Consider the following 20,874-nt stretch of genomic DNA (forward strand, 5'->3'; position numbering starts at 1 on the left):
CAAACTTCTGTAATACGACTTTATTTTAACAATAACTGACAAACTTTAACCAATTCTATGATAATTACTCAAAGAATATTGATATTGTTTATATTGATGATTTGCTTTTTTATAAATGAATCAGTTTCTGTTGCTGTGGCTGCGAGTGATGAACTGCCGGTTCAGCATAATTGGGTTGAAATCACCGGTAAATATCATTTAATTAGTAATAGTTGTGACGACTGGAGAGGTGGGGAAGCCAGAGCTAGCATTGTCGTAGGAAAAGATGATGTTTTTTTATTTGATTTTCTTGCACAAAATGCATTTAGAGATGATGGGATTTATGGCTCTGTTGTTGACATGCATACATGGAGTGAAGATTGGTACTCACAAGTTGCTGTTGGTACAGGATCTGGGCAGTTTTATTTTCCCGATATTAGGGGAGATGCGTCTTTAAGCAAAAAATGGCTTCCCTCTCGCAACCTTATCACAACATTAGGTGGCGGCTTTTCCAAAGCAAAAGATGTACACTGCGATATGTACTTGCTGGCCTCGATAACGGCATATTTTCCTCGAGTTTTTATTGTCGAAGCAGGTACTCGAATTACTTGGAGTAATCCCGGTGAGGTGCGATCAGAACGAGGTTTTGGTGTCGTTACATATGGGGCTGATCATAATAGGTACGTGACACTTCGTTATGAAGGTGGCAAAGAAGGGTATCAAGCAATAGGCTCCTCGACATTTATAGTTGATTTTACTAGTCAAGAAGCCTCCCTAAGTTGGCGGGAATGGATAGCTAAGAATTATGGAACTGTCACAAAAATTGAATACTACAATAATCCTTTTTATTCAAGGACAGGTTTGACTTTTGGAGTATTTTATGAGTGGTGATCTGCAGTTTGTTGACCAACGCGACAAAAAACTAAAACGATTCCGTCACATGGGGGTATACGGTTCTGTGATTCAACCTCATCGATCTATGACTGCTTTTCATTTAGTCCCAAGTAGCTTATTGAGTATGATTGCAATTCCATTTATCCTTATTTTATTCCTTCTGCTGGGCTTGCCGCATGTTATGCACCTATGGCAGGTTTTTTTTTCATACGCTTTTGATCTCATGGGGATTGAGTCTGATATAAATGTATATACCATAAAGATTCTTCCTTATTATTATCTTAATATTCCTTCTTGCGGTATGGAAGCAGAATGGCCCACAATTACAGATTTTAGTAGAGTTGGTATAACAATAACGGTTATTTTTATAATATCATTTATTTTTAGTGAAAGTTTTACTCCTCTAATCTATTTTTTAAGAGTTGTGTGTCTTGTTCAGTTGACAGCATTTGTATATTTTAAATTTGAGCCTGTGCCATTTTCATATAACTTGTCAGAATATAACTAATAAAATCAAATAGTTACGTTAATTTACGTAAATGTTTCTTTGACAACCTGCCAGCCTTTCTGATAATAAGCTCGATAACATACGAAGTTATATACATCTCCTTGGATTTAAAGAAATCCTTGGTTGAGCGGATTGCCTCCCTGGGGGGAGTCCGTTTGATGCAAACTTGTCGTAGCGGTCTAGGACCGTCTTTTCGTATGCCGCTTGAGCCTTTTTGCTTTTATCGATCTCAACAGGGTCGATAACCTTGAATTCCGCCTTGGCGGTCTTGGCCTTGTACTGGAGGAAGCGAAAAGAATCGGTTAAAGAGTCAAGCAGGGATACGAAAGCAATAACAAGGGGTTCAGGGAGATCAACGGACACGGTTACAGTGTCGTCATGGTAGCCTGAAACCCGAAAATCGTAGAGATTGCGGGAAGAGCAGGGGAGAGCAGATTTTCTAATTTTTTCCAGTTGCATAATGAAAATATATATTCTGGTAAAAATATGTCAAGAAAAAAGTTTTCTGGTGAAAACAAATGAATAAAATTAAAGAATTAGTAGAAGAAAAAGGAATAAGGACAAAAGACTTAGCAGAAATGCTTGGTATTACGCCAGGACAGGTATCGAATCTAAAAAGTGGAAGACAAAAGCCATCAAAACGGATTGAGAAGCTGATTGATGCGATATTTTTTGAAGGCAGAAAGCCTCATCCAGACCCCATTATCGAAAAAGTAATTGTGATGATGGAAGAAATGGACACGGACACTAAGGAAAATGCTCTCTCTTGTGTTCAAAAAGAGAAACTGCTCACGGATTTGATGAAGCAAAAAAGAGGGAAGGTCGCAGCGTAAAAACATAAACGGGGACAGCTAAGTGTATTTTGAAGCATTGGATCCCTCCATGTTATCCTCTTAAATTTTGGGTTGGTTTTAAACTTATTTCACGTAGTTCTCATTGGAGGTTTTGACATGTCGCTAGTCAAGTTAAGCTATTCAGAGTTTGAAAGTGAGCCCAAAATATGGAAAATATCAGATGCAACTTTTTCAGGAATTAATCTGATAGCTGGAAAAAATTCTGCTGGGAAATCGAGACTTTTAAGCGTAATTAATTCATTGTCTCATCTCTTAACAGGCAAGGTTCAGAGACTTTTTGAATCCGGAAAGTTTGATGTAACTATTAATTTAGCTGGAGGTGAGTTCAATTATAAAATTGAGATTAAGGATTCAAGCGTAATCAATGAGAGCCTCATTGTTAATAATATAGAATTACTAATGCGGAATGAAGATGGTACAGGAAAAATATATTATGAGACAAAGACTGATTTTCTAGAATTTAAACTTCCACCTGATGCTATTGCAGCTGTTAATCGTCGCGATGAAATACAGCACCCTTTTTTGATAGAATTACATAAATGGGCAAATAGTATTGCCTACTATCAATTTGGGTCAGACTTTGGAAAAAGTTTTCTTATGCGTGTCGATATTGCAGAAAATATTTTTGACAGCAAGAATCCCTCTTATTTGGATGATCCTAACAACCTTGTACGTATTTATGCTACTGCATTTAATAGTTTTGGAGAAGAATTTGATCAAGCAATAATATCTGATATGCGAAATTTAGGCTACGCATTAACTGAAGTGGGCTGTACAGATATCCAACAAATGATAAAAATACCTCTATCTGCTTTAGGTATGTTTACAACTGAGGAAGAACTTGGTTTTATGAATCCACAACTCAATATGTCGCAAGGAATGTTCCGAGCATTAGCTTTAGTAATTCATTTGAATGTATGCGCATTTTCAAAAAGTAAAAATCTAATATTAGTGGATGATATTGGAGAGGGGCTAGATTATGAGAGAGCAACAGCTATTATTGATTTGTTGATATACAAAGCTATTAATAACGATATGCAAATAATTATGACAAGTAATGACCGATTTGTAATGAATAAAATACCTCTTGAATATTGGTCTGTACTAAAACGAACCGGCGGTATCGTAAAAATGTTCAATATAAGAAATTCAGAAAAACAGTTTAATAGATTCAAATACATGGGTATGAATAATTTTGATTTTTTTGCCTCTAATTTTTTTGAACAAGAGGTACCAAATGATTAAACGTCTTGCAATATTTGTTGAAGGTTTGACAGAACAAGAATTTGTTATTCAACTGTTGAAGGAGATAGCCGGCCGACGTCAAATTACTCTCGAAATTAGGAAGCAGAGTTGTGGGCACCTGACGCTTGTTGAAATTCAGACACAACCTTCACCAGATTTTTATATATTAGTGGTGAATTGCTGCAATGACGATCAAGTTAAGTCACAAATTATTGATCAACATGCTTCATTAAAGGCGGCGGGATACTCAATGATTATCGGCCTCAGAGATGTTTACCCTTTTCAGCATAGCGATATTACGAAATTGCAAAGTTGTCTTTATGCTGGATTACCTGTTGACCACCCTTCTATAAACTTGCATTTAGCAATAATGGAAGTTGAAGCATGGTTTTTGGAGGAGATTAATCATTTTAAAAACATTGACCCAAAAATCACAGAGTCTGAACTTGTAAATAATGGATTTGATATTAATATTAACCTGGCTTCTGATCTTCCGCATCCCGCTGAGACGTTAGATAATATCTATAAGGCTGTTGGAAAAAGGTATATTAAGGACAAAAAACGAATTCAACGCACTGTTAATGCGTTATCTTATGAAGAGCTTTATATTAATGTTAGAAGCAAATCAACTTCATTTGATGGTTTCTTAACAAGTATAGAACATGGCCTATTTTGTTAAAGAGATTTTTCTTCCCAGTGCCTTGATTTATTTGAATCGGGGGGGGGGGGGGGCAATTCAAATTTTAATAAACAAAATTGTAAGGAAATGTGAATGATAGATACAACTTATATTACCGAATTCAGCGAGAGAATGTTACATGCCTTGGAATGGAAAAGATTTGAAATACTTTGCTGCGAATTTATCAATATGGCTGGATATAAAGCTAAAGAAACTTCATATGGTGCTGATGGTGGTATAGATATAGTAGTAAAAGATAGCAAAGATAGTGTACAAGCTATTATCCAATGCAAAGCCTGGAATACATACACAGTTGGCATTAAGCATATCCGAGAACTTTACGGAATTATGATGAAGGAGAATGTGAAGACCGGCGTGTTTATTACCACCAGTAAATATACCAAGGAAGCACAGGAGTTTGCAGAAGAGACGAAGATTCAATTAGTGAACGGTGCTAAGTTTGTCGAGGTGGTGAACAGATTACCAAAAGACAAGCTGAAACGCCTAATCGACATGACATTTGAGGGCGATTATTCAACGCCTACATGCCCAAAATGCGGGGTAAAGATGGTATTGAGGAACACAGAGAAACCGTTTTGGGGATGCGCCAATTTCGGAAGAACACGATGCCAACACAAGTTTTTCATAAAGAGAGCTGATGTTGTCGAGGAGTGAACGAGGGGCCGAGAAATCGGCCCTTTGTCATTTGATGTAGATGGTTCCAATCCCGATGTTACGCCTTGTTTGAACCATACGGCCATCGGATAGCAGCAGGTGAAAAGTTTTTTTATCGGCAGATATAGAGCCAACGACACGAGGCGGACCTGTAGCGGCTGCGATCGCAGGTGATAATTCCGGTTGTGTTCCGGGAGCCGTTACCGTCACCGAAGTTAACGGCGGTTGCAGTTGCGGAGCCTGAGCCGGAACAGCCGACACAGGAGACACAGGAGACACAGGAGGCACAGGAGGCACAGGCATGGCCGGAGCAGGTGGCGGCGGTGGTTGCAGTTTCGGTTGTGCCGTCTGATTCTGTTGTTTTCTTTGTAGCTCGATCTTGGCTTGTGCATCCTTCATGCGTTTGCCGGTGCCAAAGAGATCCCCGGTCGCAAAGCTGCTTTTAGAGAACATATAGAAGCAGAAGAGCAGCACCAGGGGCAGGGCGAAGAACACCGGATGTTTGAGGATGTTGATATGCTGCATGAAGCCTACTTCTTTGGCGTCTGCGGTCGTATAGGACTTATAGCAGGGGAATATCTTGGGGTTGTAGGAACGGACGTTCTTGGCCAGGGGCTGACCGTTGTGATCGTCGCCGGTGTATGAGTAGCAGAGGTACTTTTTTGTTACGGCTCCACCGAGGAAATTGACCTTGCGGAAATAATAGGTCCACTCGGTGAGGGTTCTCACCTGTTTTTCAACCTTCTCAATATCCTGGGTGATAAGCACCACATCGTAGCCGTCATGCCGGTGAGTCGAGGCCCAATCGGCCAAGGCCCGGTTTTCCTGTTTCTGCCAATCCCTGGCGTTGAAATGCTTGTGCGCCTCGTCGATGATGATGAGCGAACCTTTGGGGCAGATATACTCATCCCTTGTGAACGAAACCTCTTCACCGTCGATCATGCGGGTATAGGTCTTTGACTCCGTGCCCCAGAAGTTGAGCACTTGGTTTCTGTCCAGGAAGCGGAACCGGGTGCCGAATTCGTAGTCGTCCAGGTTGAGCAGGTTCTTCAAGTATTCCTGATGTTCCTGTTCGTCCATGCCGTCGATGTTGGTGCAGACCACCCGGCCAAGCTTGATATTGTCGTAGACCTTTTTGACGGCTTCATAGCTCTTGCCGGAGCCGGGAGTGCCGACGAAGAAAACGATCATGTTCTAGATCCTCGTGAACGCCGCAGGTATGAGATTGAGAATCAACCGGATAACGATGGCGTAGGCCAGCATCGACATGCCCGTGGGAATGCCGGTGGCGTTGATGACGTAGAGCAGTTGCGGCGGCAGGCCAGACCACAGGCCGGCGACGTTGGTTATCAGGGTGCCGATATCCAGTGCGCCCACAATGGCGACAACGGCGGTTAAGAGGCCGTCAAAGACAAAGAACAGTCCGGCCTTGAGGACGTACAGGGCACCGTCCAGAATCCATTTAAGGGCGGTCAGGAGCAGTTCGAAGAACTTGCCGACAAACTCGACAATGGCGTTAATCCCTTCGACAATCATTGCGATCCTCCCTTGAGCAGTACAATTCTGATGGATACCCACCCGAACAGCACCAGGACGATGGCTTTCAGAACCACAAAGACGCCGTTGAATTGGGCGAAGTCGTAGCTGAACTGGCCGAATCTGCCCCCGGAGAATGACATGGACGAGGTGGAGCTAGAGGGGATGCCGGCCAGGAATTGATTCGGCAGGGAGAAGATGGCGGTGCCCTTCATCTGGTTGACGAAGGTTTGAAAGCGGGTGCCGAAGTTGAAGTCCTTGGATTGGTCGCCGTAAGGGGTGGAGCCGTCGAAGGTGCCGGTGTAGCTGGAATCGTCGGTGCCGGATTCCTGTTGTGCAGCCTGATCTGCAGCCAATTTGTCAGCGGCAGCTTGTGCGGCTTTCTGAGCGGCTAGAGCATCGAGATACTTTTGATAGAGTGCGGGATCACCACCTTGACCAGTGGCAAGATTGCCCCCGGAATTGGTGTAAGCGTTGCCGGCATTGGTTGCGGCATTGCCGGAAGAGGTCGCGGCGTCTTGTGCCGATTGTTGTGCCTGGCCATTGGCGTTATACGTCTGCAACTGAGACGGAGTCATAACGCTTGACGATGGCGGGGGGGCATAGGGAAGGCCCGTAGTATCATCGGTGAAGGTAGGCACATAATTGGGGTCTTGCATCATCTTGTCAATTTCGGCCTGATAAGCAGGATTGACAGCACCGGAACCACCAGAGGAAGCCATTTTCCCCGCGAATGCGGGAGGGGTATTCGTCATTTTGACCGGAGTAGTAGCCCCATCAGATTGGCAAACGTAACGCTCGCCAACATAAGCAGAACCACTCTGGTATATTGCAACGATGGTATTTCCACCGTAGACAACTCCAGGGGTTTGGCCAAGACCGGAGAGAGCGGCAGCATAAGAGCTAAAAGTCCACTTACCCTGTGACCCGATAATATGATAACCGGTATTACCCACAGAAAATTTTGTACCAGCAGTTTGCGCTTTAGAACCATCGTAAGGGGGATAATTGGGATCAGTGGTTGAATAAAGAGAGTTTTGTATATTGGGATAATCAGACGGATGCTTGTCTGATATGTTTTTTACGTCTGAATAGGGGATTTTCGCAGTAATGGATTTTTCAACAACTGCGGGGGGATTGAGAGTCAAATCAATGTAGGTAACCTGACTGGGACGGGTGATATTGCCGGATGTATCAACAGAAGAGGATGATCCCTGTTTCATGGCGTAATAAATTCCAACGGCAGCGGCAGCGACATGTAGGGCCAAGGAGGCGGCGAAGTAGGCCGGAGGAATGGCAAGAGGCAAGAAAGCCTTTGCCGGAAGGGCCATGGAGAGGATAAGGATGATCGTCAGTACGGTTTTACGCATGGGAGATCACCCAACGGACAAAGCCGATGATGAAGAAGAGGCCGATAAAGCCCACAACGAGGAAGCGGAAGCGTATGGCTTCGAAGTCGGTTCTCATAGGGCGTTTCCTGCTTTCTTGATGATGCCGTAGACGACGATCACGCAGATGATAGGCACCAGGGGCACGAAGAAGGATATGAAATCAGCGTAAAGCTGGTTGTAGTCGAAGCCGGGGGGTAGCTGGATCATGGTCAGAACCTCGTGTTGATTGCCATGACAAAGGCGATGGCGGAGAGTGCGCCGACGAAGAATGAGACAGCCTGGGTGATGAGTTCGGGAGTCATTACCGTATGCTCCTGATGGCGGTGAGGATGAGGTTGACGGTCATGCCGGCGAACCAGCCGACCATGACGAGGCCGGCGCCGTAGCCAAACCATGTGGTGTCCAGGATCATGGCGTTACCTCCTGTTGAGATAGGTTTTGTCGGTCATGTAGTTGTGCCATGACCTAGAGCCGATTTCAGGGTAGCCGGGGCGGTATGGTTTCTCAGGGGCGGCACAGGCGGTCAGGAGGATACAGGCGATAAGGAGTGCGCGTTTCATGTCAGTTCCCCGATAGTTCACGGATTTTGGCCCGGTAGCGGGCTCTGATAATGTCACGGCTGACGGGATCTACGTCTGGATTAGTGTAGATGCTGCGCTCTATCCTGGCTTGTTCAATAAGGGTTTTGGCGCGGCGATCACGCAAGACGTGTTCAAAGGTGTCCTTGAGTTGATCCAGGGCGATCATGATGAAGAACACGGCGACCATGGCGACAATGACGCTTTGCACGTCGGTGATGATGCCGCCGGTTGCCTGGGAGATTGCTTGAAACAGAAGGTCGTTGATGGTTGTTGGCGTCATGGTGTGCCCCAAGGGTTAGGGGGAGCCGAAGCTCCCCCAGGTTCATTACATGCGGTTGCCGGCTTTTTTGAGGTACTTGTAGCCGACGAACAGCAGCAGGATGAGGACACCGGCCATGAGGATGGTGGTGATGTTGGCCTGGAGTCCCGTGGTGTCGAATGCGGCGAACACGGGGTCAAGGGTGGCGTTGGCGGCATGGGACGGTTCAGCGGTGCCGAAGATGGCCGATGCGGTGGCGGTTACGGCGGTTACACCCGCAACGACGTGTTCTTTTGCCTTGCGGTAGACGGTTACTGCGAAGTTTTTGACTTTCTGAAACATGGCTTTCTCCTTTGTGGTGGTTTTATACAATCCTGTCCCGGAAACAGGGTGTATATGGGTTAGCGGCCAAGAACCTTGACCAGGAGACCGATGCCGATGATGATCAAAAGGATCATGATGATGCCGGTGGCAACGGCGGTGACGTCGGTCTTGATGCCGTCGAAGTCGCTGACCTGGATCATGGGGGTCCAGGCGGCGACGGCTGGCATGGGAACGATTGCCAGCAGGGTTAGTATGAGCAGTACGAGAAGCATTACCTACCTCCTATGCAGCGGCCTTGAGGGGCGGTGCCGGGGCGGCTGCGTTGGGCTTTGCGGTTGCCAGGACCAGTCCGGCGCATTCGAAGAGCATGTCGCCGTAGTTGGCCAGGATGAGGTTCGGGGAGTCGATGTTGACGGTGATCTTGTCGCCCCAGGTTCTGTCACCAAAACCGTGAAATGGTCCCATGACCTTGAATTCCAGCTTTTTGCCGCCTTCGGTCATGAGGGATACCTTTTGGTATTTGAGGCCCGATTTGTTGTCGGTCCTTGCCTCGTTGCCTGCCAGTACGCCGTACACTCTCATTTCCATGATTGCCATTGTCGTTTCTCCTTTTGTAGTTTATGGCCTTTGGGCCTTGTTACGCTGCCAGACGGTCTTCATCCGCTTCCTGGAATGGAGCAAGCTGCATCTGAAATTTGAGTTGTTCCGGATTGTGGAAGATCTCAAGCCCTGTGTAGCGGTATTCGATGTTGTCGAGGGCTTCCAGGTGGATATTCCGGGATGCAAGGTTTCGCTTGTGCTGATACCAGGATCGTTCGGATTTATGCGCCGTGTATTGGTTTTTAGCTTCTTTGAGGCCAAAGCGCCGGACCAGTTCGATGATTTGGTTTTCATGGGCTGATAAAGCCAGTACGCCGCGTATTTCGCCTTTGACGAGTATGGGAATGTCTATGTATTTCGCTTTTTCGTTGTCAAAGCGTTCAACCAGTTTGGGGATGTCCTTGATTTTGTCCATTTGATACCTCGTAAGATAATGTCGCTTGAATTCAAGCTCGAATCTGACCATTCGCATGAGATCGTCGATTTCTGACGGTGAAAGCGGCACCAGTTCGCTACAGCGGTCCACTTGTGCGTCGTCTGCGCAGTATTTGTCGCTGTATAGGTGTTTGTGTTTCTTCCGTTCGACGTCCAGGAATTCCTGTCCTTTGTAATAGAGCTTTTTCCCGACCCAACTAGACCGGAGGGCTATCATGTGGCCTTTTCGTTCTGTCCTTTCATCGCTGGTTGGATGTTTGCTCAGTCGAAGTTCCAATACTCGGAGGTAGTCGACGGGCGAGGCGTTCAACATCAGGAAGTTTTGGGACAAGTCAACGCGATATATAGCGAACCGCTCAGGGGTGAAGTCGTAACCAAGAGCGATAGAAAGGGAGTGAATCCACCTGTGGAGGGCTAAGAGGTCCGTTTCAAGGCTGGTGTTTTTGTTGTTGTAAGCTGATGGACTCTGCCATTTCTGCAAGCTGAATTCGAAGAATGCAACGTCTTTGCTGGATGTGTCGTCTTTAACAGCAAAGCCGAGATCAAGGAGGTCTTTGGCTTGGCGGGTGGTGATTCGGAGGCCGGAGTAGTGGGATGGCATGCAATCACCACGGACCACGCTTTTTTCCCAGAGGATTTCACCGTCAGGGGAGATTTTTTGCAGTCTCTCAGCGCTCTGCTCCAGGAGCAGGTTTAGTTTGCGATCAAGGGGATATGCAAGCTTGATCGTGTCGATCATTCGACACCACCGAAAAGACAAAGTTGGCCGCTGTAGTTTACATAACGCCGTGCGATGGTGCCGTCAGGGCGCGGTTTAGCTATGACGCGCTGTTCTGAGGGATGAACCGGGCGATGTTTGAGTAGGTCGTAGCTTGTGGGGCAATTTTCGCAATGGACATAGTGATTATCGTCCGCGAGGATTGGCAGAAGGGCGTTGCATTCGAAACAGTGGTGGACAAATGAGTCGATAAAACGTTGGCCGTCGAACTTATGAATGATGCGACCATTGAGGGAGATGTTTTGAGTCATTTTTGCCCTCCATACAAAAAGGACTCTTCAAGTCGGATACTGCAAAAAGTTGCAGTCAGTACGGGTGATACTATTAGCCGTACTGGCGAGAAAATGTGTTGAAAACGCAACAGGTAAAAACGCGCCTTTTGCGTCGCGTTGTCCAGGCCGCCTCTGGCGGCCATGGGCAACCGCGACGCAGGGTTGTAACGGCGCAAGTCAAAGGCGTTGTTTCGAGGGCGCGAGCAGACACAGCGGAGGGGCGAGGCGCTAGAAGCCGCGTAGAGGCGTTTTCTCGGATTGCCGCAGGGGTGAGTGAGGATCATGTTGTGGACCCCGCGAAAACCCTTTTACGCGGGCTTACTGTTGCCGACTCTTCAGAGTCGGCGATGAAAGGCAGTTTTGTTTGGTGTTCGAGACAGAAGAGGCCTCGACGGAGTATGTCCGACTTGGTGACGCGGCAGGAGCTGGCGATCCTGTAGCTTTTTACAAGCAGAGTGAGGCGCTTGTATTCGTCGTCGGACAATGAAAGCAGAAATTTGTGAGGGCGAGACATGGGACACCCCATAAATATATATTATTCCGATAAGTTAAGTAATATCGCTCAGTTGCAATATTAATTGTACTTAACATAATATAACTTATGGGCGGGACCCGTCATTTTATTTGTGTTGCGTTTTGAACCCAAATAAGGCTGTTGGTTGACGGTTTCGGCTTGCCTCATTACTGGTCTACTGTCTGGACCACGGATGATATGCTGGGCAGTCTCGACATCGATGGCCTCGGGCACGTGCTTGAGGCCATCTTTGCTTCCCTCCGCAATCGACCTGCGCATAACGGCAGCGAACAGAAATGGCGCACGGCGTTAAGTTTTGTGTCAAGCATAGTCATACATCGAAAATTATCGTGGCCGCCCCGAGCATTCCTTTCCTATAAATTCCCAATTTAACTAACCCATGAGTCAGCGCGCACACCCCACCACTTGAAAAGTATGGCGATTAAGCGTATTAATATTTACATTATCCAAAATTTGTCGGGCGGCTGCACCAATTATCCGCATTTTCTGCCGTGGTCGTGGCAGCATATATGAAAGTCTTATGAATAAGAAATCGTCAGTTCACGTGCATCGTATCTCGGAAGTTGTTGCCATTTTGCTCCTGACCGCTTTCGTTTTTGGCTCCTCGATCTGTTTTGCCGGACAGTTCAGGCCCCCTGTTGCCAATTCGCCCACTCCCAGCGCCCCTGCAAACGAACTTGAGACATTGATCGGCAACGCCAGGGATATTTACGAGAAATCGAAAATAAATCATTGGAAACATCTCGACAAAAAAGTCAGTTCCCTTATGAGGGCGGAACAGACCATCTCGGGTATAATGCACGACAAGGATATCCCCTATTATAAGAACCTTATGGGGGTTACAACGGACCTTGAGCGCGCCGTTGCTGTGCAAGATCGAATAGCTTCAATGAAATCGGCAAACAAGATCATGCTGCTTGGTGCCCGGCTGGCCGAAACCCATAATGCGGCTACGCCGATAAACGTTGCGGTTATCGGCTATTGCGGGCGCAAGCTGGAGATCCTCTCGGAAACCGAAAGTGTTTTTGACCTCTCCGATACCGTTACCAAGCTGCATTTGTCGTGGCAGCAACTGATCCCCCAAGTCACGGCCCATGGTGGGATAAAGGAAGTAAAAAAGTTCGCCGACATCATGAAGCGTTTTGAAGTGGCGAAAACCCCAGAAGAATATGGCAGGCTGGCGGCTGCCGTGGTCGATCAAGCCGAGATTATTGAAAAGTTGTTCAAAAAGTAACGTTTTGACGCCAACGTACAGAATTTGGGGTGATTATGGCCCCTGAGGATTACCGATCGTGGGCGTAAATTCCCGTGAACATGGCCTGTTGAGGGCATTGCGCTCCAGGAATTACCGATTTTTCGTTGCCGGCCAGGGGATATCCCTCATTGGCACCTGGATGCAGCAGGTGGCCATGAGCTGGCTTGTCTACCGCCTGACCGGATCGGCCCTTCTTCTTGGTGTTATCGGTTTTACCAGTCAAATCCCCACGTTCCTCATCGCCCCTGTCGCCGGCGTGCTGGCCGACCGGTGGGACCGCCGCCGCCTTCTCATGATCAACCAGACGTTCGCCATGTTCCAGGCGGCCTTTCTGGCAACCGCCGTTCTGGCCGGCTTTGCCCAGATTTGGCTGGTTATCCTGCTCAGCCTGCTTCTCGGCGTCATCACGGCATTCGAAATTCCCATACGCCAGTCCTTTGTCGTTGAGTTGGTCGAACATCGTGAGGATCTGGGCAATGTCATCGCCCTCAATTCCTCCATGGTGAACGGCGCCCGCCTCATAGGACCGTCCGTTGCCGGGTTGCTGGTTGCATCGGTGGGCGAAGGGGTTTGTTTCATCATCAACGGCATCAGCTACCTGGCAGTCATCATGGCGCTTGCCGCCATGCGCATCGCGCCCCGCCCTCCCCGCCCCCGGCAACGGCACGTGCTGCAGGAACTCCGCGAGGGGTTCAGCTACGCCTTTGGCTTTGGCCCCATACGGAGCATTTTGCTGCTTGTCGCCTTTGTCAGCCTGATGGGGATGCCTTATGCCGTCCTCATACCGGTCTTTGCCAAGGAGATCCTCCACGGCGGGGCCCATACCTTCGGTTTCCTCATGACCTCAGCCGGCTGCGGCGCCCTCATCGGCACCCTCTACCTCGCCTCCCGCCGGAATGTCGTGGGGCTCGGCCGGATAATAGTCGTGGCCGTCATCCTCTTCGCCGTGGGCATCGCCCTGTTCGCCCTGTCGAGCTACCTTCCCCTCTCCCTGGCAGCCCTCGCCATGGCGGGATTTGGCTCTATCACCCTGGTGGCATCCTGCAATACCATAATTCAGACCATACTCGAGGAAGACAAGCGAGGGCGGGTCATGAGCTTTTTCACCATGGCCTTCCTGGGGATGGCGCCCCTCGGGAGCCTCGGTGCCGGCGCCATGGCCGACCTCGTCGGCGGCCGGTACACGTTGTTGGCCGGAGCGGGATTCTGCCTGGTCGGCGCAGCGGCATTTGCCCGGAACCTGCCGAAAATCAGGGAGAAGATCCGTCCGATTTATCTTCGTATGGGGATAATCGGCGGTTTGCCCGCAGACGACGGACAAACGCCGGCACCAGGGGAACCGCATGGGGCTGAACATCCGGCAACCGGGCGCCGCTAAACCGGCCATCACCGTGCCGACGATCCATCAACCCCCCTCGTGAAATCGTCAAAACACCAGTAATTGAGCAAATCTGCGTAATTAAACTTGCAATTTTGCGTGACTGTCAGTAATGTAAGAAAGTTTCGCAACATATGAATGCATGAGGAGCCCCCTTCGGTATGAGCAAAGAAGAAGCGATTGAAGTAGAAGGAACCGTCATCGAGCCACTGCCTAACGCCATGTTCCGCGTCAAACTGGAAAACGACCATGTGGTCCTTGCCCATATTTCCGGCAAGATGCGAAAATACTTCATCAAAATCCTTCCCGGCGATAAGGTGACGGTAGAGTTGTCCCCCTATGACTTAAGCCGTGGCCGGATCACCTATCGCGCCAAATAACACCTCCCACGAGCCGGCTGGTACGATAGCCCGTCCGCAAGATGGGCTTTGTCGTATTTCGAATACCCAATTTATTTCAGTGAGGAACGAATGTACACAGTAGCAGATCTGAAAAAGGGGCTGAAGATTACCCTCGACGGTGATCCCTACATCGTCATCGCCTTCGACTTTACCAAACCGGGTAAAGGCCAGGCGCTCTACCGGACCAAGATGCGCAACATGATCAACGGAACCATCCTCGACCGCACCTACCGTTCCGGTGAGACCTTTGAGCCGGCCAGCCTGGAGGAACGCCAGATGGAGTACCTCTACAAAGAGGGCACCCACTATACCTTCATGGATCAGCAGACCTACGAACAGGTCGTCATGGAGGAAGAGGCCATGGGCGATGCCAAGAACTTCCTGCTGGAAAACCTCAAGGTGGATGTCATGCTGTTCGGTGAAAAGGCCATCGGCGTTGCGCTTCCCAACTTCGTCAACCTGCGCGTCATCCAGACGGAGACCTGGGCCAAGGGTGATACCAGCGGCAACGATTCCAAGCCCGCCACGGTGGAAACCGGATACGTCCTCAGGGTACCGCCCTTTATCGATGAGGGTGAGTTGATCACTATCGATACCCGTACCGGTGAATATTCCACCCGCGTTAAGGGATAACGGCACCACAAAGCAAGAGTCCCCGTTCGGAACATAACAATAAAAAAACCCGCCTGAAAAGACGGGTTTTTTTATTGTGCCATCATCCGAAAAACAGCTACACCTTGAACCACTCGACCATGACGTTCAGTTCCGAGGCAAGGGCGGAAAGGCTTACCGACGAGTTTTTGATGTCGGTGAACGAACCCTGGATATTTCTGGTGATGCCCGCTATTTCGTTCATATTCTTCGACACATCCTCGGAGGTGGATGATTGCTCTTCCGTGGCGACCGCAATGCGCTGGACCATGTCGGTGACCTGGCCCACGTAGGCCACGATGCTGTCGATGGATGCCAGGGTCTGGTTGACGTGTTCCAGCACCTTCTCCACCGATTCCCGCTCCGTTTTCATGCAGTCCACCGACTCCGTAACGCTCGACTGCATCTTGGTGATGGTGCGCGCGATGTCATCCGTGGCCTCGGTCGTACGCTCCGCCAGCTTCCGGACGCTGTCGGCGACCACGGCGAATCCGCGTCCCATATCGCCGGCGCGGGCCGCTTCGATGGCCGCGTTGAGCGCCAGCAGATTGGTCTGATCGGCAACATCCTTGATCAGCGTGACAATATTGCTGATCTCCTCAGACTGCGCCCCCAGGTCCTCCACCTTTCGGGAGGCATCCTTCACCATGTCGGCAAACGATGCCAGTTCCGTCATGGTATTCTGCATCACATTTTTGCCATCCATGGCGATGCGCTTCATGTTTTCCGCCGCTTCGGACGTCTCGGCGGTGTTGCGCGCCACTTCCAGCGTCGTCTGGGACATTTCCGTAATGGCCGCCGCCGACTGCTCGATACGGGCGGTCTGTTCCCCCGCCCCCTTTTCCAGGGTGGTGGAGGTGGCCGACATCTGGTCGGAACTGCTTGCCAGGCTGAAGGTGGCCGATTTGATCTTGCCGACCATATCGCGCAGGTTGCCGACCATGACGGCCATGGATTCCTGGACCTTGCCGATTTCATCGGTCCCGGCCCCGGAAATATCCGTATTCAGCTCACCGTTGGCCACACTGCGGGAAACCCGCTGGAGGGTGTTCAACGGCCGGGAGATGGAGTGGTAGACCCAGATGCCGAAGATGATGCCGAATATCACCGCCCCGATGCTGATCCCCGCTATCAGAAGCGTCGTAAAGTTGACCATCCTGTTGACCGTCAGGATCGCCTTCTCCTGGTCGCCCTGGGCGACACTGACCGTACTTTTTCCACGCTCCAGTTGCTTGGCTACTATCTCGTTCATTTTTGCGGTTACGGCGGCGGCCTTCGCCTCCATGGCGATTCTGTTCTGGATCTTGGCGATTACGCCGTCCTTCGCCAGCAACAGGCCTCTGATGGTCGTGAGGCTGGCCACGGCCCCCCGCAGGATCTGCAGTTCTTGCTGGGCGCGCACGCTGGTCAGTTTCTTGTCCAGTTCCCCCCGCAGTTTGTCGATGCGGGCAAAGGTGCGCTGGATCTCGCCTTCGGCATCCGTCACCTCCTTGGCGGTGGCCAGGGTGAACAGGCGCGACGACATGCCCTCGACCGTGAGGCCGAGGGAGATGAGCTCTGAATTGTCCACCAGTATGCCGGTAGCCGTGCTGTTTTGGCTGAAGAGTCCCCCCTGGCGTCCGGTTTCCGTCGTGTAGGTCTCGCCGGCGGTCGTCATCTCCTGTTCGATGACGAGCATCATGGCGCCGATCTTGTCGTTGACCTCCTTGACCAGGGCGTCGCGGTTGGCGCTATCGGTGCTGGTCTGGCCGACGGAGGCGCCGAGCAGTTTGATCAACTCGGCGGATTTGGCGGAAATATGATGGAGTTCTCCCGACAGGTGCGGGGACGCCTTGAGGTAGTCGCTCTGCTGGATTTTATTGATGGAGGTGTTGAACTTTCCCTGGGCCAGGATAAGCGCCTTCCTCGTTGTGGCCCGTTGCAGGTCGAAAAGGTTCAGTTGCAGATCCTTGAGCGCCAGTTTGAGCATCTCGATGCCGCGGACCTTGCCCGATACGCTTTTCGTCGTTTCGATGGATTTTGCGTACAGCGACGAGGAGGTTTTCTGCAACCCCTGGATCTTCTTGTCCAGTTCCCGCAGCTTCAGGTTGCTTTCCCGGATTTTGCCGATGATGGTCTTGCTGGCGGCGCTGGCCTCCGCTTCCGCCTTGAGCTTGCTCTCCGTTACGGAGTAGATGTCGGTCGCCACGGCGACAAACTCGTCGTAGGTCTGGTTCTTGGCGTCGTTGGACAGCGCTTCGAGATTTTCCTGGGCGGTTTTCACCTCCGCCAGGGCCTTTTCAGCGGTGGCCTTGGCCGCGCCATATTCCGCCTGGTTGCGGGATGCCTCCACCTTGACCAGGGAGGCGGTGGCGCTCTGGATGAAGCGCTGGAATTCGACCGTCCGCATCTGGAACGGGGTGCTGCGTTGGGTGAGATACTGGAGTTTCGACTTCACAAAGCTCATGCCCACGATGCTGCCGACAGTCACGGAGGCAATGATGATAATGACAATAACAACATTCAACGTCAGTTTTGTTTTGATCGTCATGAAACGCCCCTGGCAGGTCTCGCTCCGCACAGGCATCCGTACGCATGGTGAAGCTGCGTCACGGGTGATGCCGCGGGAAATGAAACGGATGGATTATTGGGAAACAAAAAGAAGAAATGCATGAAGAGCGGAGCATTTCAGCTCCGCTCCCGGCAGGCCGCCATTCAGTTCTTGGTGAACTGCTTCCCTTCACCTTTGATGTAGTCGAGCAACTGCTGCACCTTGGGGGAAGGTTTGCCTTTGGTCACGGCGATGATGGGACGGGCATAGTCGGGGGTCTCGACCTTCTTGACCGTCGCGTCGATCATCGAATAGGGGCCGAATCCCACCGCCTCGGGGTTGGAGGCGATAACGTTCCTGATGTCCTCGAATTTTGCCGCCTCGATGACGTCCTTGGCATACTCTTCCTTGTTCAGGGCCAGTTTTTTGAACGATCCCATGGTTGCGGGGTTCTGATTGCTCAGGACGACGATGATGGGTGCGTCACTGCCGCCCACATCTTTCCAGTTGGAAAGCTTGCCGGTGAAGATTCCCTTGACCTGCTCCCCCGTCAGTTTGCCCACCGGATTGTTCTTGTTCACCACCACATAGATATTGCCCTGGCCGATGACCGCATGCTGATAGGCGGCCGGGTCCTTGACATCCAGCCCATCCTTTCGGGCGCTTGCCAGCAGTTCCTCAAAGGTCGAACCGGCGGCGCTCACGTCGATCTCGTTGTTGGCCAGTTGTTTGAAAGCGATGGTGGCGCTGGTGAAGATGATATTGACCTTGTTGCCGCTCTTCTTTTCGAAGCTGTCGCGGACCGGGCGGATGAAGTTGTCGATTGGTGCGCCGCCGCCGCCCACCTTGATCTCATCCGCCTGAACCGTGGTCGTGGCTCCTGTCGTAACAGCCGTCATAAAAGCCAGTGCAAGTGCAATCCTCTTCATGTTGGTGCCCCTCCCTCTGTGGTGTCTGTTCAGTCAGGAATCATAATCTAATGAAAAATTATACCAGAAATTGCGGCATTTCAAGCTAAATACGCGAAAAAACGGCAACACGCCCAGATCATTGGCGTTTATGTTCGCGCGGTAATGAATGACCGGTTGAGCTTGCGCGGCAGGCTGTGCTAGTCTGGAGCCGTTACGGATCTTCTCAGAAAAGGATGGATCATGTCGCCATTTCGCTTGGCCAATCTCCACCTGCGGGCCCGGATAATCCACGTGATCCGGGAATTTTTCCGGTCGCGCGGTTTCCTGGAGGTCGAGACGCCGCACCGTATCCCCGCCAACGCCCCCGAGGAGTACATCGACCCGTATCGGGCCGGTACCGGCTATCTCCACACCTCGCCGGAAATCTGCATGAAGCGGCTCTTGTGCCGCGGATACGGGGATATTTTCCAAATCTGCCGGTGCTGGCGGAGCGACGAGCGCGGCACGAGGCATGTGCCCGAATTCACCCTGCTGGAATGGTACCGGGCGGATAGCGATTACTACGCTCTCATGAAAGACTGCGAGGAACTGCTCAAGGCGGTGGTCGAAATGGTTGGCGGGGGAACGGCGCTGTCGTACCGGGGGCGAAAGATCGAGTTCAATAAGGGTATCGGGCGGATAACGGTCAGGGAAGCCTTCGAGCGTTTCGGCGGCACGACCATGGAAACGGCCCTTCGCGACGGCACCTTCGACGAGATCATGGTTACCGCCATAGAACCGGCCTTGCCGCGGGACGTGCCGGCCATCCTCATGGATTATCCGGCCGAAGCGGCCGCCCTGGCCCGTCTCAAGCCGGGCGACCCGACGGTGGGCGAGCGTTTCGAACTGTATGCCGGCGGCCTGGAGCTCGCCAATGGCTTCAGCGAGCTCACCGATCCCCGGGAACAGCGAGAGCGCTTTGGTGAGGCCAATGCCAAACGCCTCCGGTCCGGTCTCCCGCCCCTCCCCCTCCCCGAGCCGTTCCTGGCCGACCTGGGGAACATGCCGCCCGCCGCCGGAATAGCCCTGGGCATCGACCGTTTGGTCATGCTCTGCGCCGACGCGGAGAGGATCGACGATGTCGTCGCCTTTACGCCGGAGGAGCTGTGAGGTCCCGGTAGGCAACCCGCTCACCCCGGTAGGTGGTGAGATAGACCGTGTCCCCGTCCCGCTCGAAGGCATCGGGCAAGAGGGGAACCTTGCCCTTCCCCCCGGCAGGTCGATCACGTAGTGGGGAACCCCCAGGCCCGAAATATGCCCGCGCAGCGCCCGGATGATCTCAAGCCCGCTGGCCAGGGGCGTGCGGAAGTGCGCCGTTCCTTTGACCAGGTCCATCTGGTGAAGATAGTAGGGCCGCACCCGGATGCCCAAAAGCCCCGACATCAGGTCGCGCATGGTGGCGATGTCGTCGTTGACCCCCCGCAGGAGCACGGTCTGATTGCCCATCTGGATGCCGGCATCGGCCAGAAGGCCGCAGGCACCGGCCGATGCCGGGGTGATCTCGGCGGGATGGTTGAAATGGGTGTTGACATAGAGCGGATGGAAACGTTTCAGCATGGCGCACAGTTCCGGGGTGACGCGCTCCGGCAGGGTGACCGGGATGCGGGTGCCGATGCGGATGATGCCGACGTGGCCGATGGCGCGCAGCCGGGTGAGGATGTCGTGCAGGGAGGCGTCGTCGAGCATGAGCGGATCGCCGCCGGAGAGCGTCACGTCGCGGACGGCCGGGGTCGCCTTGATGTAGGCCATTGCCTGATCCAGCCGGTCGGCGCCGGGCGGCTCCGCCCCGCACCCCACATGGCGCTTGCGCATGCAGAAACGGCAGTACACCGGGCAGCGGTTCGAGACGAGCAGCACGACCCGGTCGGGGTAGCGGTGGATCAGGCCGGGGACCGGGCTGAGCGAAACTTCGGCCAGCGGATCGGGAAGCTGGCCGTCATCCTCCAGTTCCCGCACATCGGGGATGCACTGCCGCCAAATCGCATCGCCCGGCTTCTGGATGAGCCCGGCATAGGACGAGGAAACCAGGAACGGATAGCGGGCCGCCACCGAGCGCACGGCCGGTAATTCGGATTGATTTATCTTGAGTTTGTCAATGGTTACACTGGTATAGTTGATGTATTTCATGAAATCATGCTTTCCGGTTGGGGTGAAATCGCTTCAC

General features: G+C 51.3%; 24 protein-coding genes and 1 pseudogene. 11 read left to right on the forward strand and 14 right to left on the reverse strand.

Features of this window, described 5'->3' with window-relative positions; translation table 11 throughout:
- Nucleotides 1–57 precede the first annotated feature (57 nt).
- Complete coding sequence (locus FO488_RS08685) at nucleotides 58–870, forward strand: YaiO family outer membrane beta-barrel protein (RefSeq protein WP_149210198.1); 813 nt, start codon at nucleotides 58–60, stop codon at nucleotides 868–870.
- Nucleotides 860–1,381 carry a hypothetical protein gene (locus tag FO488_RS08690; protein ID WP_149210199.1) on the forward strand — a complete coding sequence of 174 codons (522 nt, stop codon included), beginning with the start codon at nucleotides 860–862 and terminating at the stop codon, nucleotides 1,379–1,381. Before FO488_RS08685 ends, FO488_RS08690 begins: the two co-directional genes overlap by 11 nt.
- 87 nt (nucleotides 1,382–1,468) lie before the next feature.
- On the opposite strand, the gene FO488_RS08695 is transcribed toward FO488_RS08690, so the two are convergent.
- Nucleotides 1,469–1,840 carry a hypothetical protein gene (locus tag FO488_RS08695; protein ID WP_149210200.1) on the reverse strand — a complete coding sequence of 124 codons (372 nt, stop codon included), beginning with the start codon at nucleotides 1,838–1,840 and terminating at the stop codon, nucleotides 1,469–1,471.
- Nucleotides 1,841–1,899: 59 nt separating this feature from the next.
- Here FO488_RS08695 and FO488_RS08700 point away from each other — a divergent pair, with 59 nt between their 5' ends.
- The 4 genes from FO488_RS08700 (at nucleotide 1,900) to FO488_RS08715 (ending at nucleotide 4,834) form a co-directional block, all read left to right on the forward strand.
- Nucleotides 1,900–2,214: a helix-turn-helix transcriptional regulator gene (locus tag FO488_RS08700; protein WP_149210201.1), complete on the forward strand. Its 315-nt coding sequence runs from the start codon at nucleotides 1,900–1,902 to the stop codon at nucleotides 2,212–2,214.
- 117 nt (nucleotides 2,215–2,331) lie between these two features.
- Entirely contained in the window at nucleotides 2,332–3,480 is a 1,149-nt protein-coding gene (locus FO488_RS08705; protein WP_149210202.1) for an AAA family ATPase, read from the forward strand.
- A complete protein-coding gene (locus tag FO488_RS08710) occupies nucleotides 3,473–4,159 on the forward strand; it encodes a DUF4276 family protein (protein ID WP_149210203.1) in 687 nt (228 codons plus the stop codon). The genes FO488_RS08705 and FO488_RS08710 overlap by 8 nt, the downstream gene beginning before the upstream one ends.
- Before the next feature lie 93 nt (nucleotides 4,160–4,252).
- Nucleotides 4,253–4,834, forward strand: coding sequence for a DUF2034 domain-containing protein (locus FO488_RS08715; RefSeq protein ID WP_149210204.1), 582 nt, complete (start codon nucleotides 4,253–4,255; stop codon nucleotides 4,832–4,834).
- 27 nt (nucleotides 4,835–4,861) lie between these two features.
- Here FO488_RS08715 and FO488_RS08720 read toward each other — a convergent pair whose 3' ends face one another.
- From FO488_RS08720 to FO488_RS08760, 10 genes are all read right to left on the reverse strand, one after another.
- Nucleotides 4,862–6,025 carry a zonular occludens toxin domain-containing protein gene (locus FO488_RS08720; RefSeq protein ID WP_149210205.1) on the reverse strand — a complete coding sequence of 388 codons (1,164 nt, stop codon included), beginning with the start codon at nucleotides 6,023–6,025 and terminating at the stop codon, nucleotides 4,862–4,864.
- A 3-nt stretch (nucleotides 6,026–6,028) separates the two neighbouring features.
- Nucleotides 6,029–6,370 carry a DUF2523 family protein gene (locus FO488_RS08725; protein WP_149210206.1) on the reverse strand — a complete coding sequence of 114 codons (342 nt, stop codon included), beginning with the start codon at nucleotides 6,368–6,370 and terminating at the stop codon, nucleotides 6,029–6,031.
- Nucleotides 6,367–7,740, reverse strand: a complete 1,374-nt coding sequence (locus FO488_RS08730; RefSeq protein ID WP_149210207.1) for a hypothetical protein — start codon at nucleotides 7,738–7,740, stop codon at nucleotides 6,367–6,369. Before FO488_RS08730 ends, FO488_RS08725 begins: the two co-directional genes overlap by 4 nt.
- A 93-nt stretch (nucleotides 7,741–7,833) precedes the next feature.
- A complete protein-coding gene (locus FO488_RS20345) occupies nucleotides 7,834–7,968 on the reverse strand; it encodes a hypothetical protein (protein WP_255516549.1) in 135 nt (44 codons plus the stop codon).
- 354 nt (nucleotides 7,969–8,322) lie between these two features.
- Nucleotides 8,323–8,622, reverse strand: a complete 300-nt coding sequence (locus FO488_RS08735) for a hypothetical protein (RefSeq protein ID WP_149210208.1) — start codon at nucleotides 8,620–8,622, stop codon at nucleotides 8,323–8,325.
- 45 nt (nucleotides 8,623–8,667) lie between these two features.
- The gene (locus FO488_RS08740) at nucleotides 8,668–8,943 is read right to left on the reverse strand and encodes a hypothetical protein (RefSeq protein ID WP_149210209.1); all 276 of its coding nucleotides are present in this window, start codon (nucleotides 8,941–8,943) and stop codon (nucleotides 8,668–8,670) included.
- 59 nt (nucleotides 8,944–9,002) lie between these two features.
- Nucleotides 9,003–9,197, reverse strand: a complete 195-nt coding sequence (locus FO488_RS08745) for a hypothetical protein (protein ID WP_149210210.1) — start codon at nucleotides 9,195–9,197, stop codon at nucleotides 9,003–9,005.
- A 10-nt stretch (nucleotides 9,198–9,207) separates the two neighbouring features.
- Nucleotides 9,208–9,522 (reverse strand): hypothetical protein, encoded by a 315-nt coding sequence (locus FO488_RS08750; RefSeq protein ID WP_149210211.1) that lies wholly within the window; start codon nucleotides 9,520–9,522, stop codon nucleotides 9,208–9,210.
- 40 nt (nucleotides 9,523–9,562) lie between these two features.
- On the reverse strand, nucleotides 9,563–10,699 hold the full coding sequence (locus FO488_RS08755; protein ID WP_149210212.1) for a hypothetical protein: 1,137 nt from the start codon (nucleotides 10,697–10,699) through the stop codon (nucleotides 9,563–9,565).
- Nucleotides 10,696–10,989: a hypothetical protein gene (locus FO488_RS08760; protein WP_149210213.1), complete on the reverse strand. Its 294-nt coding sequence runs from the start codon at nucleotides 10,987–10,989 to the stop codon at nucleotides 10,696–10,698. The genes FO488_RS08755 and FO488_RS08760 overlap by 4 nt, the downstream gene beginning before the upstream one ends.
- Nucleotides 10,990–12,065: 1,076 nt before the next feature.
- Between FO488_RS08760 and FO488_RS08765 the strand changes: the two genes are divergently transcribed.
- The 4 genes from FO488_RS08765 (at nucleotide 12,066) to efp (ending at nucleotide 15,212) form a co-directional block, all read left to right on the forward strand.
- Nucleotides 12,066–12,779, forward strand: coding sequence for a hypothetical protein (locus tag FO488_RS08765; protein WP_149210214.1), 714 nt, complete (start codon nucleotides 12,066–12,068; stop codon nucleotides 12,777–12,779).
- A 58-nt stretch (nucleotides 12,780–12,837) separates the two neighbouring features.
- Nucleotides 12,838–14,178, forward strand: a complete 1,341-nt coding sequence (locus tag FO488_RS08770; RefSeq protein ID WP_149210215.1) for an MFS transporter — start codon at nucleotides 12,838–12,840, stop codon at nucleotides 14,176–14,178.
- A gap of 161 nt (nucleotides 14,179–14,339) precedes the next feature.
- Nucleotides 14,340–14,558, forward strand: a complete 219-nt coding sequence (infA, locus tag FO488_RS08775; protein ID WP_149210216.1) for a translation initiation factor IF-1 — start codon at nucleotides 14,340–14,342, stop codon at nucleotides 14,556–14,558.
- Between the two features lie 90 nt (nucleotides 14,559–14,648).
- On the forward strand, nucleotides 14,649–15,212 hold the full coding sequence (gene efp / locus FO488_RS08780) for an elongation factor P (RefSeq protein WP_149210217.1): 564 nt from the start codon (nucleotides 14,649–14,651) through the stop codon (nucleotides 15,210–15,212).
- Between the two features lie 97 nt (nucleotides 15,213–15,309).
- Here the strand turns inward: efp and FO488_RS08785 are convergent, their stop codons facing one another.
- Both FO488_RS08785 and FO488_RS08790 read right to left on the reverse strand, forming a co-directional pair.
- Entirely contained in the window at nucleotides 15,310–17,760 is a 2,451-nt protein-coding gene (locus tag FO488_RS08785) for a methyl-accepting chemotaxis protein (RefSeq protein ID WP_168205951.1), read from the reverse strand.
- 164 nt (nucleotides 17,761–17,924) lie between these two features.
- Nucleotides 17,925–18,689 carry a substrate-binding domain-containing protein gene (locus FO488_RS08790; RefSeq protein ID WP_149210219.1) on the reverse strand — a complete coding sequence of 255 codons (765 nt, stop codon included), beginning with the start codon at nucleotides 18,687–18,689 and terminating at the stop codon, nucleotides 17,925–17,927.
- A gap of 222 nt (nucleotides 18,690–18,911) precedes the next feature.
- Between FO488_RS08790 and epmA the strand changes: the two genes are divergently transcribed.
- Nucleotides 18,912–19,820, forward strand: a complete 909-nt coding sequence (gene epmA / locus FO488_RS08795; protein WP_149210220.1) for an EF-P lysine aminoacylase EpmA — start codon at nucleotides 18,912–18,914, stop codon at nucleotides 19,818–19,820.
- On the opposite strand, the pseudogene FO488_RS08800 reads toward epmA, so the two are convergent.
- A pseudogene (locus FO488_RS08800) lies at nucleotides 19,801–20,837 on the reverse strand (KamA family radical SAM protein). The gene epmA and the pseudogene FO488_RS08800 overlap by 20 nt on opposite strands.
- Nucleotides 20,838–20,874: the final 37 nt, after the last annotated feature.

Origin of the sequence: Geobacter sp. FeAm09 (genome assembly GCF_008330225.1) — a bacterium.
Classification (GTDB): domain Bacteria; phylum Desulfobacterota; class Desulfuromonadia; order Geobacterales; family Pseudopelobacteraceae; genus Oryzomonas.

Bases quoted from the DNA above. Each gene is read 5' to 3' on its own strand.
- FO488_RS08685 (WP_149210198.1), top strand. From the start codon at position 58: ATGATAATTACTCAAAGAATATTGATATTGTTTATATTGATGATTTGC.
- FO488_RS08690 (WP_149210199.1), top strand. From the start codon at position 860: ATGAGTGGTGATCTGCAGTTTGTTGACCAACGCGACAAAAAACTAAAA.
- FO488_RS08695 (WP_149210200.1), bottom strand. From the start codon at position 1,840: ATGCAACTGGAAAAAATTAGAAAATCTGCTCTCCCCTGCTCTTCCCGC.
- FO488_RS08700 (WP_149210201.1), top strand. From the start codon at position 1,900: ATGAATAAAATTAAAGAATTAGTAGAAGAAAAAGGAATAAGGACAAAA.
- FO488_RS08705 (WP_149210202.1), top strand. From the start codon at position 2,332: ATGTCGCTAGTCAAGTTAAGCTATTCAGAGTTTGAAAGTGAGCCCAAA.
- FO488_RS08710 (WP_149210203.1), top strand. From the start codon at position 3,473: ATGATTAAACGTCTTGCAATATTTGTTGAAGGTTTGACAGAACAAGAA.
- FO488_RS08715 (WP_149210204.1), top strand. From the start codon at position 4,253: ATGATAGATACAACTTATATTACCGAATTCAGCGAGAGAATGTTACAT.
- FO488_RS08720 (WP_149210205.1), bottom strand. From the start codon at position 6,025: ATGATCGTTTTCTTCGTCGGCACTCCCGGCTCCGGCAAGAGCTATGAA.
- FO488_RS08725 (WP_149210206.1), bottom strand. From the start codon at position 6,370: ATGATTGTCGAAGGGATTAACGCCATTGTCGAGTTTGTCGGCAAGTTC.
- FO488_RS08730 (WP_149210207.1), bottom strand. From the start codon at position 7,740: ATGCGTAAAACCGTACTGACGATCATCCTTATCCTCTCCATGGCCCTT.
- FO488_RS20345 (WP_255516549.1), bottom strand. From the start codon at position 7,968: ATGATCCAGCTACCCCCCGGCTTCGACTACAACCAGCTTTACGCTGAT.
- FO488_RS08735 (WP_149210208.1), bottom strand. From the start codon at position 8,622: ATGACGCCAACAACCATCAACGACCTTCTGTTTCAAGCAATCTCCCAG.
- FO488_RS08740 (WP_149210209.1), bottom strand. From the start codon at position 8,943: ATGTTTCAGAAAGTCAAAAACTTCGCAGTAACCGTCTACCGCAAGGCA.
- FO488_RS08745 (WP_149210210.1), bottom strand. From the start codon at position 9,197: ATGCTTCTCGTACTGCTCATACTAACCCTGCTGGCAATCGTTCCCATG.
- FO488_RS08750 (WP_149210211.1), bottom strand. From the start codon at position 9,522: ATGGCAATCATGGAAATGAGAGTGTACGGCGTACTGGCAGGCAACGAG.
- FO488_RS08755 (WP_149210212.1), bottom strand. From the start codon at position 10,699: ATGATCGACACGATCAAGCTTGCATATCCCCTTGATCGCAAACTAAAC.
- FO488_RS08760 (WP_149210213.1), bottom strand. From the start codon at position 10,989: ATGACTCAAAACATCTCCCTCAATGGTCGCATCATTCATAAGTTCGAC.
- FO488_RS08765 (WP_149210214.1), top strand. From the start codon at position 12,066: ATGAATAAGAAATCGTCAGTTCACGTGCATCGTATCTCGGAAGTTGTT.
- infA (WP_149210216.1), top strand. From the start codon at position 14,340: ATGAGCAAAGAAGAAGCGATTGAAGTAGAAGGAACCGTCATCGAGCCA.
- efp (WP_149210217.1), top strand. From the start codon at position 14,649: ATGTACACAGTAGCAGATCTGAAAAAGGGGCTGAAGATTACCCTCGAC.
- FO488_RS08785 (WP_168205951.1), bottom strand. From the start codon at position 17,760: ATGACGATCAAAACAAAACTGACGTTGAATGTTGTTATTGTCATTATC.
- FO488_RS08790 (WP_149210219.1), bottom strand. From the start codon at position 18,689: ATGAAGAGGATTGCACTTGCACTGGCTTTTATGACGGCTGTTACGACA.
- epmA (WP_149210220.1), top strand. From the start codon at position 18,912: ATGTCGCCATTTCGCTTGGCCAATCTCCACCTGCGGGCCCGGATAATC.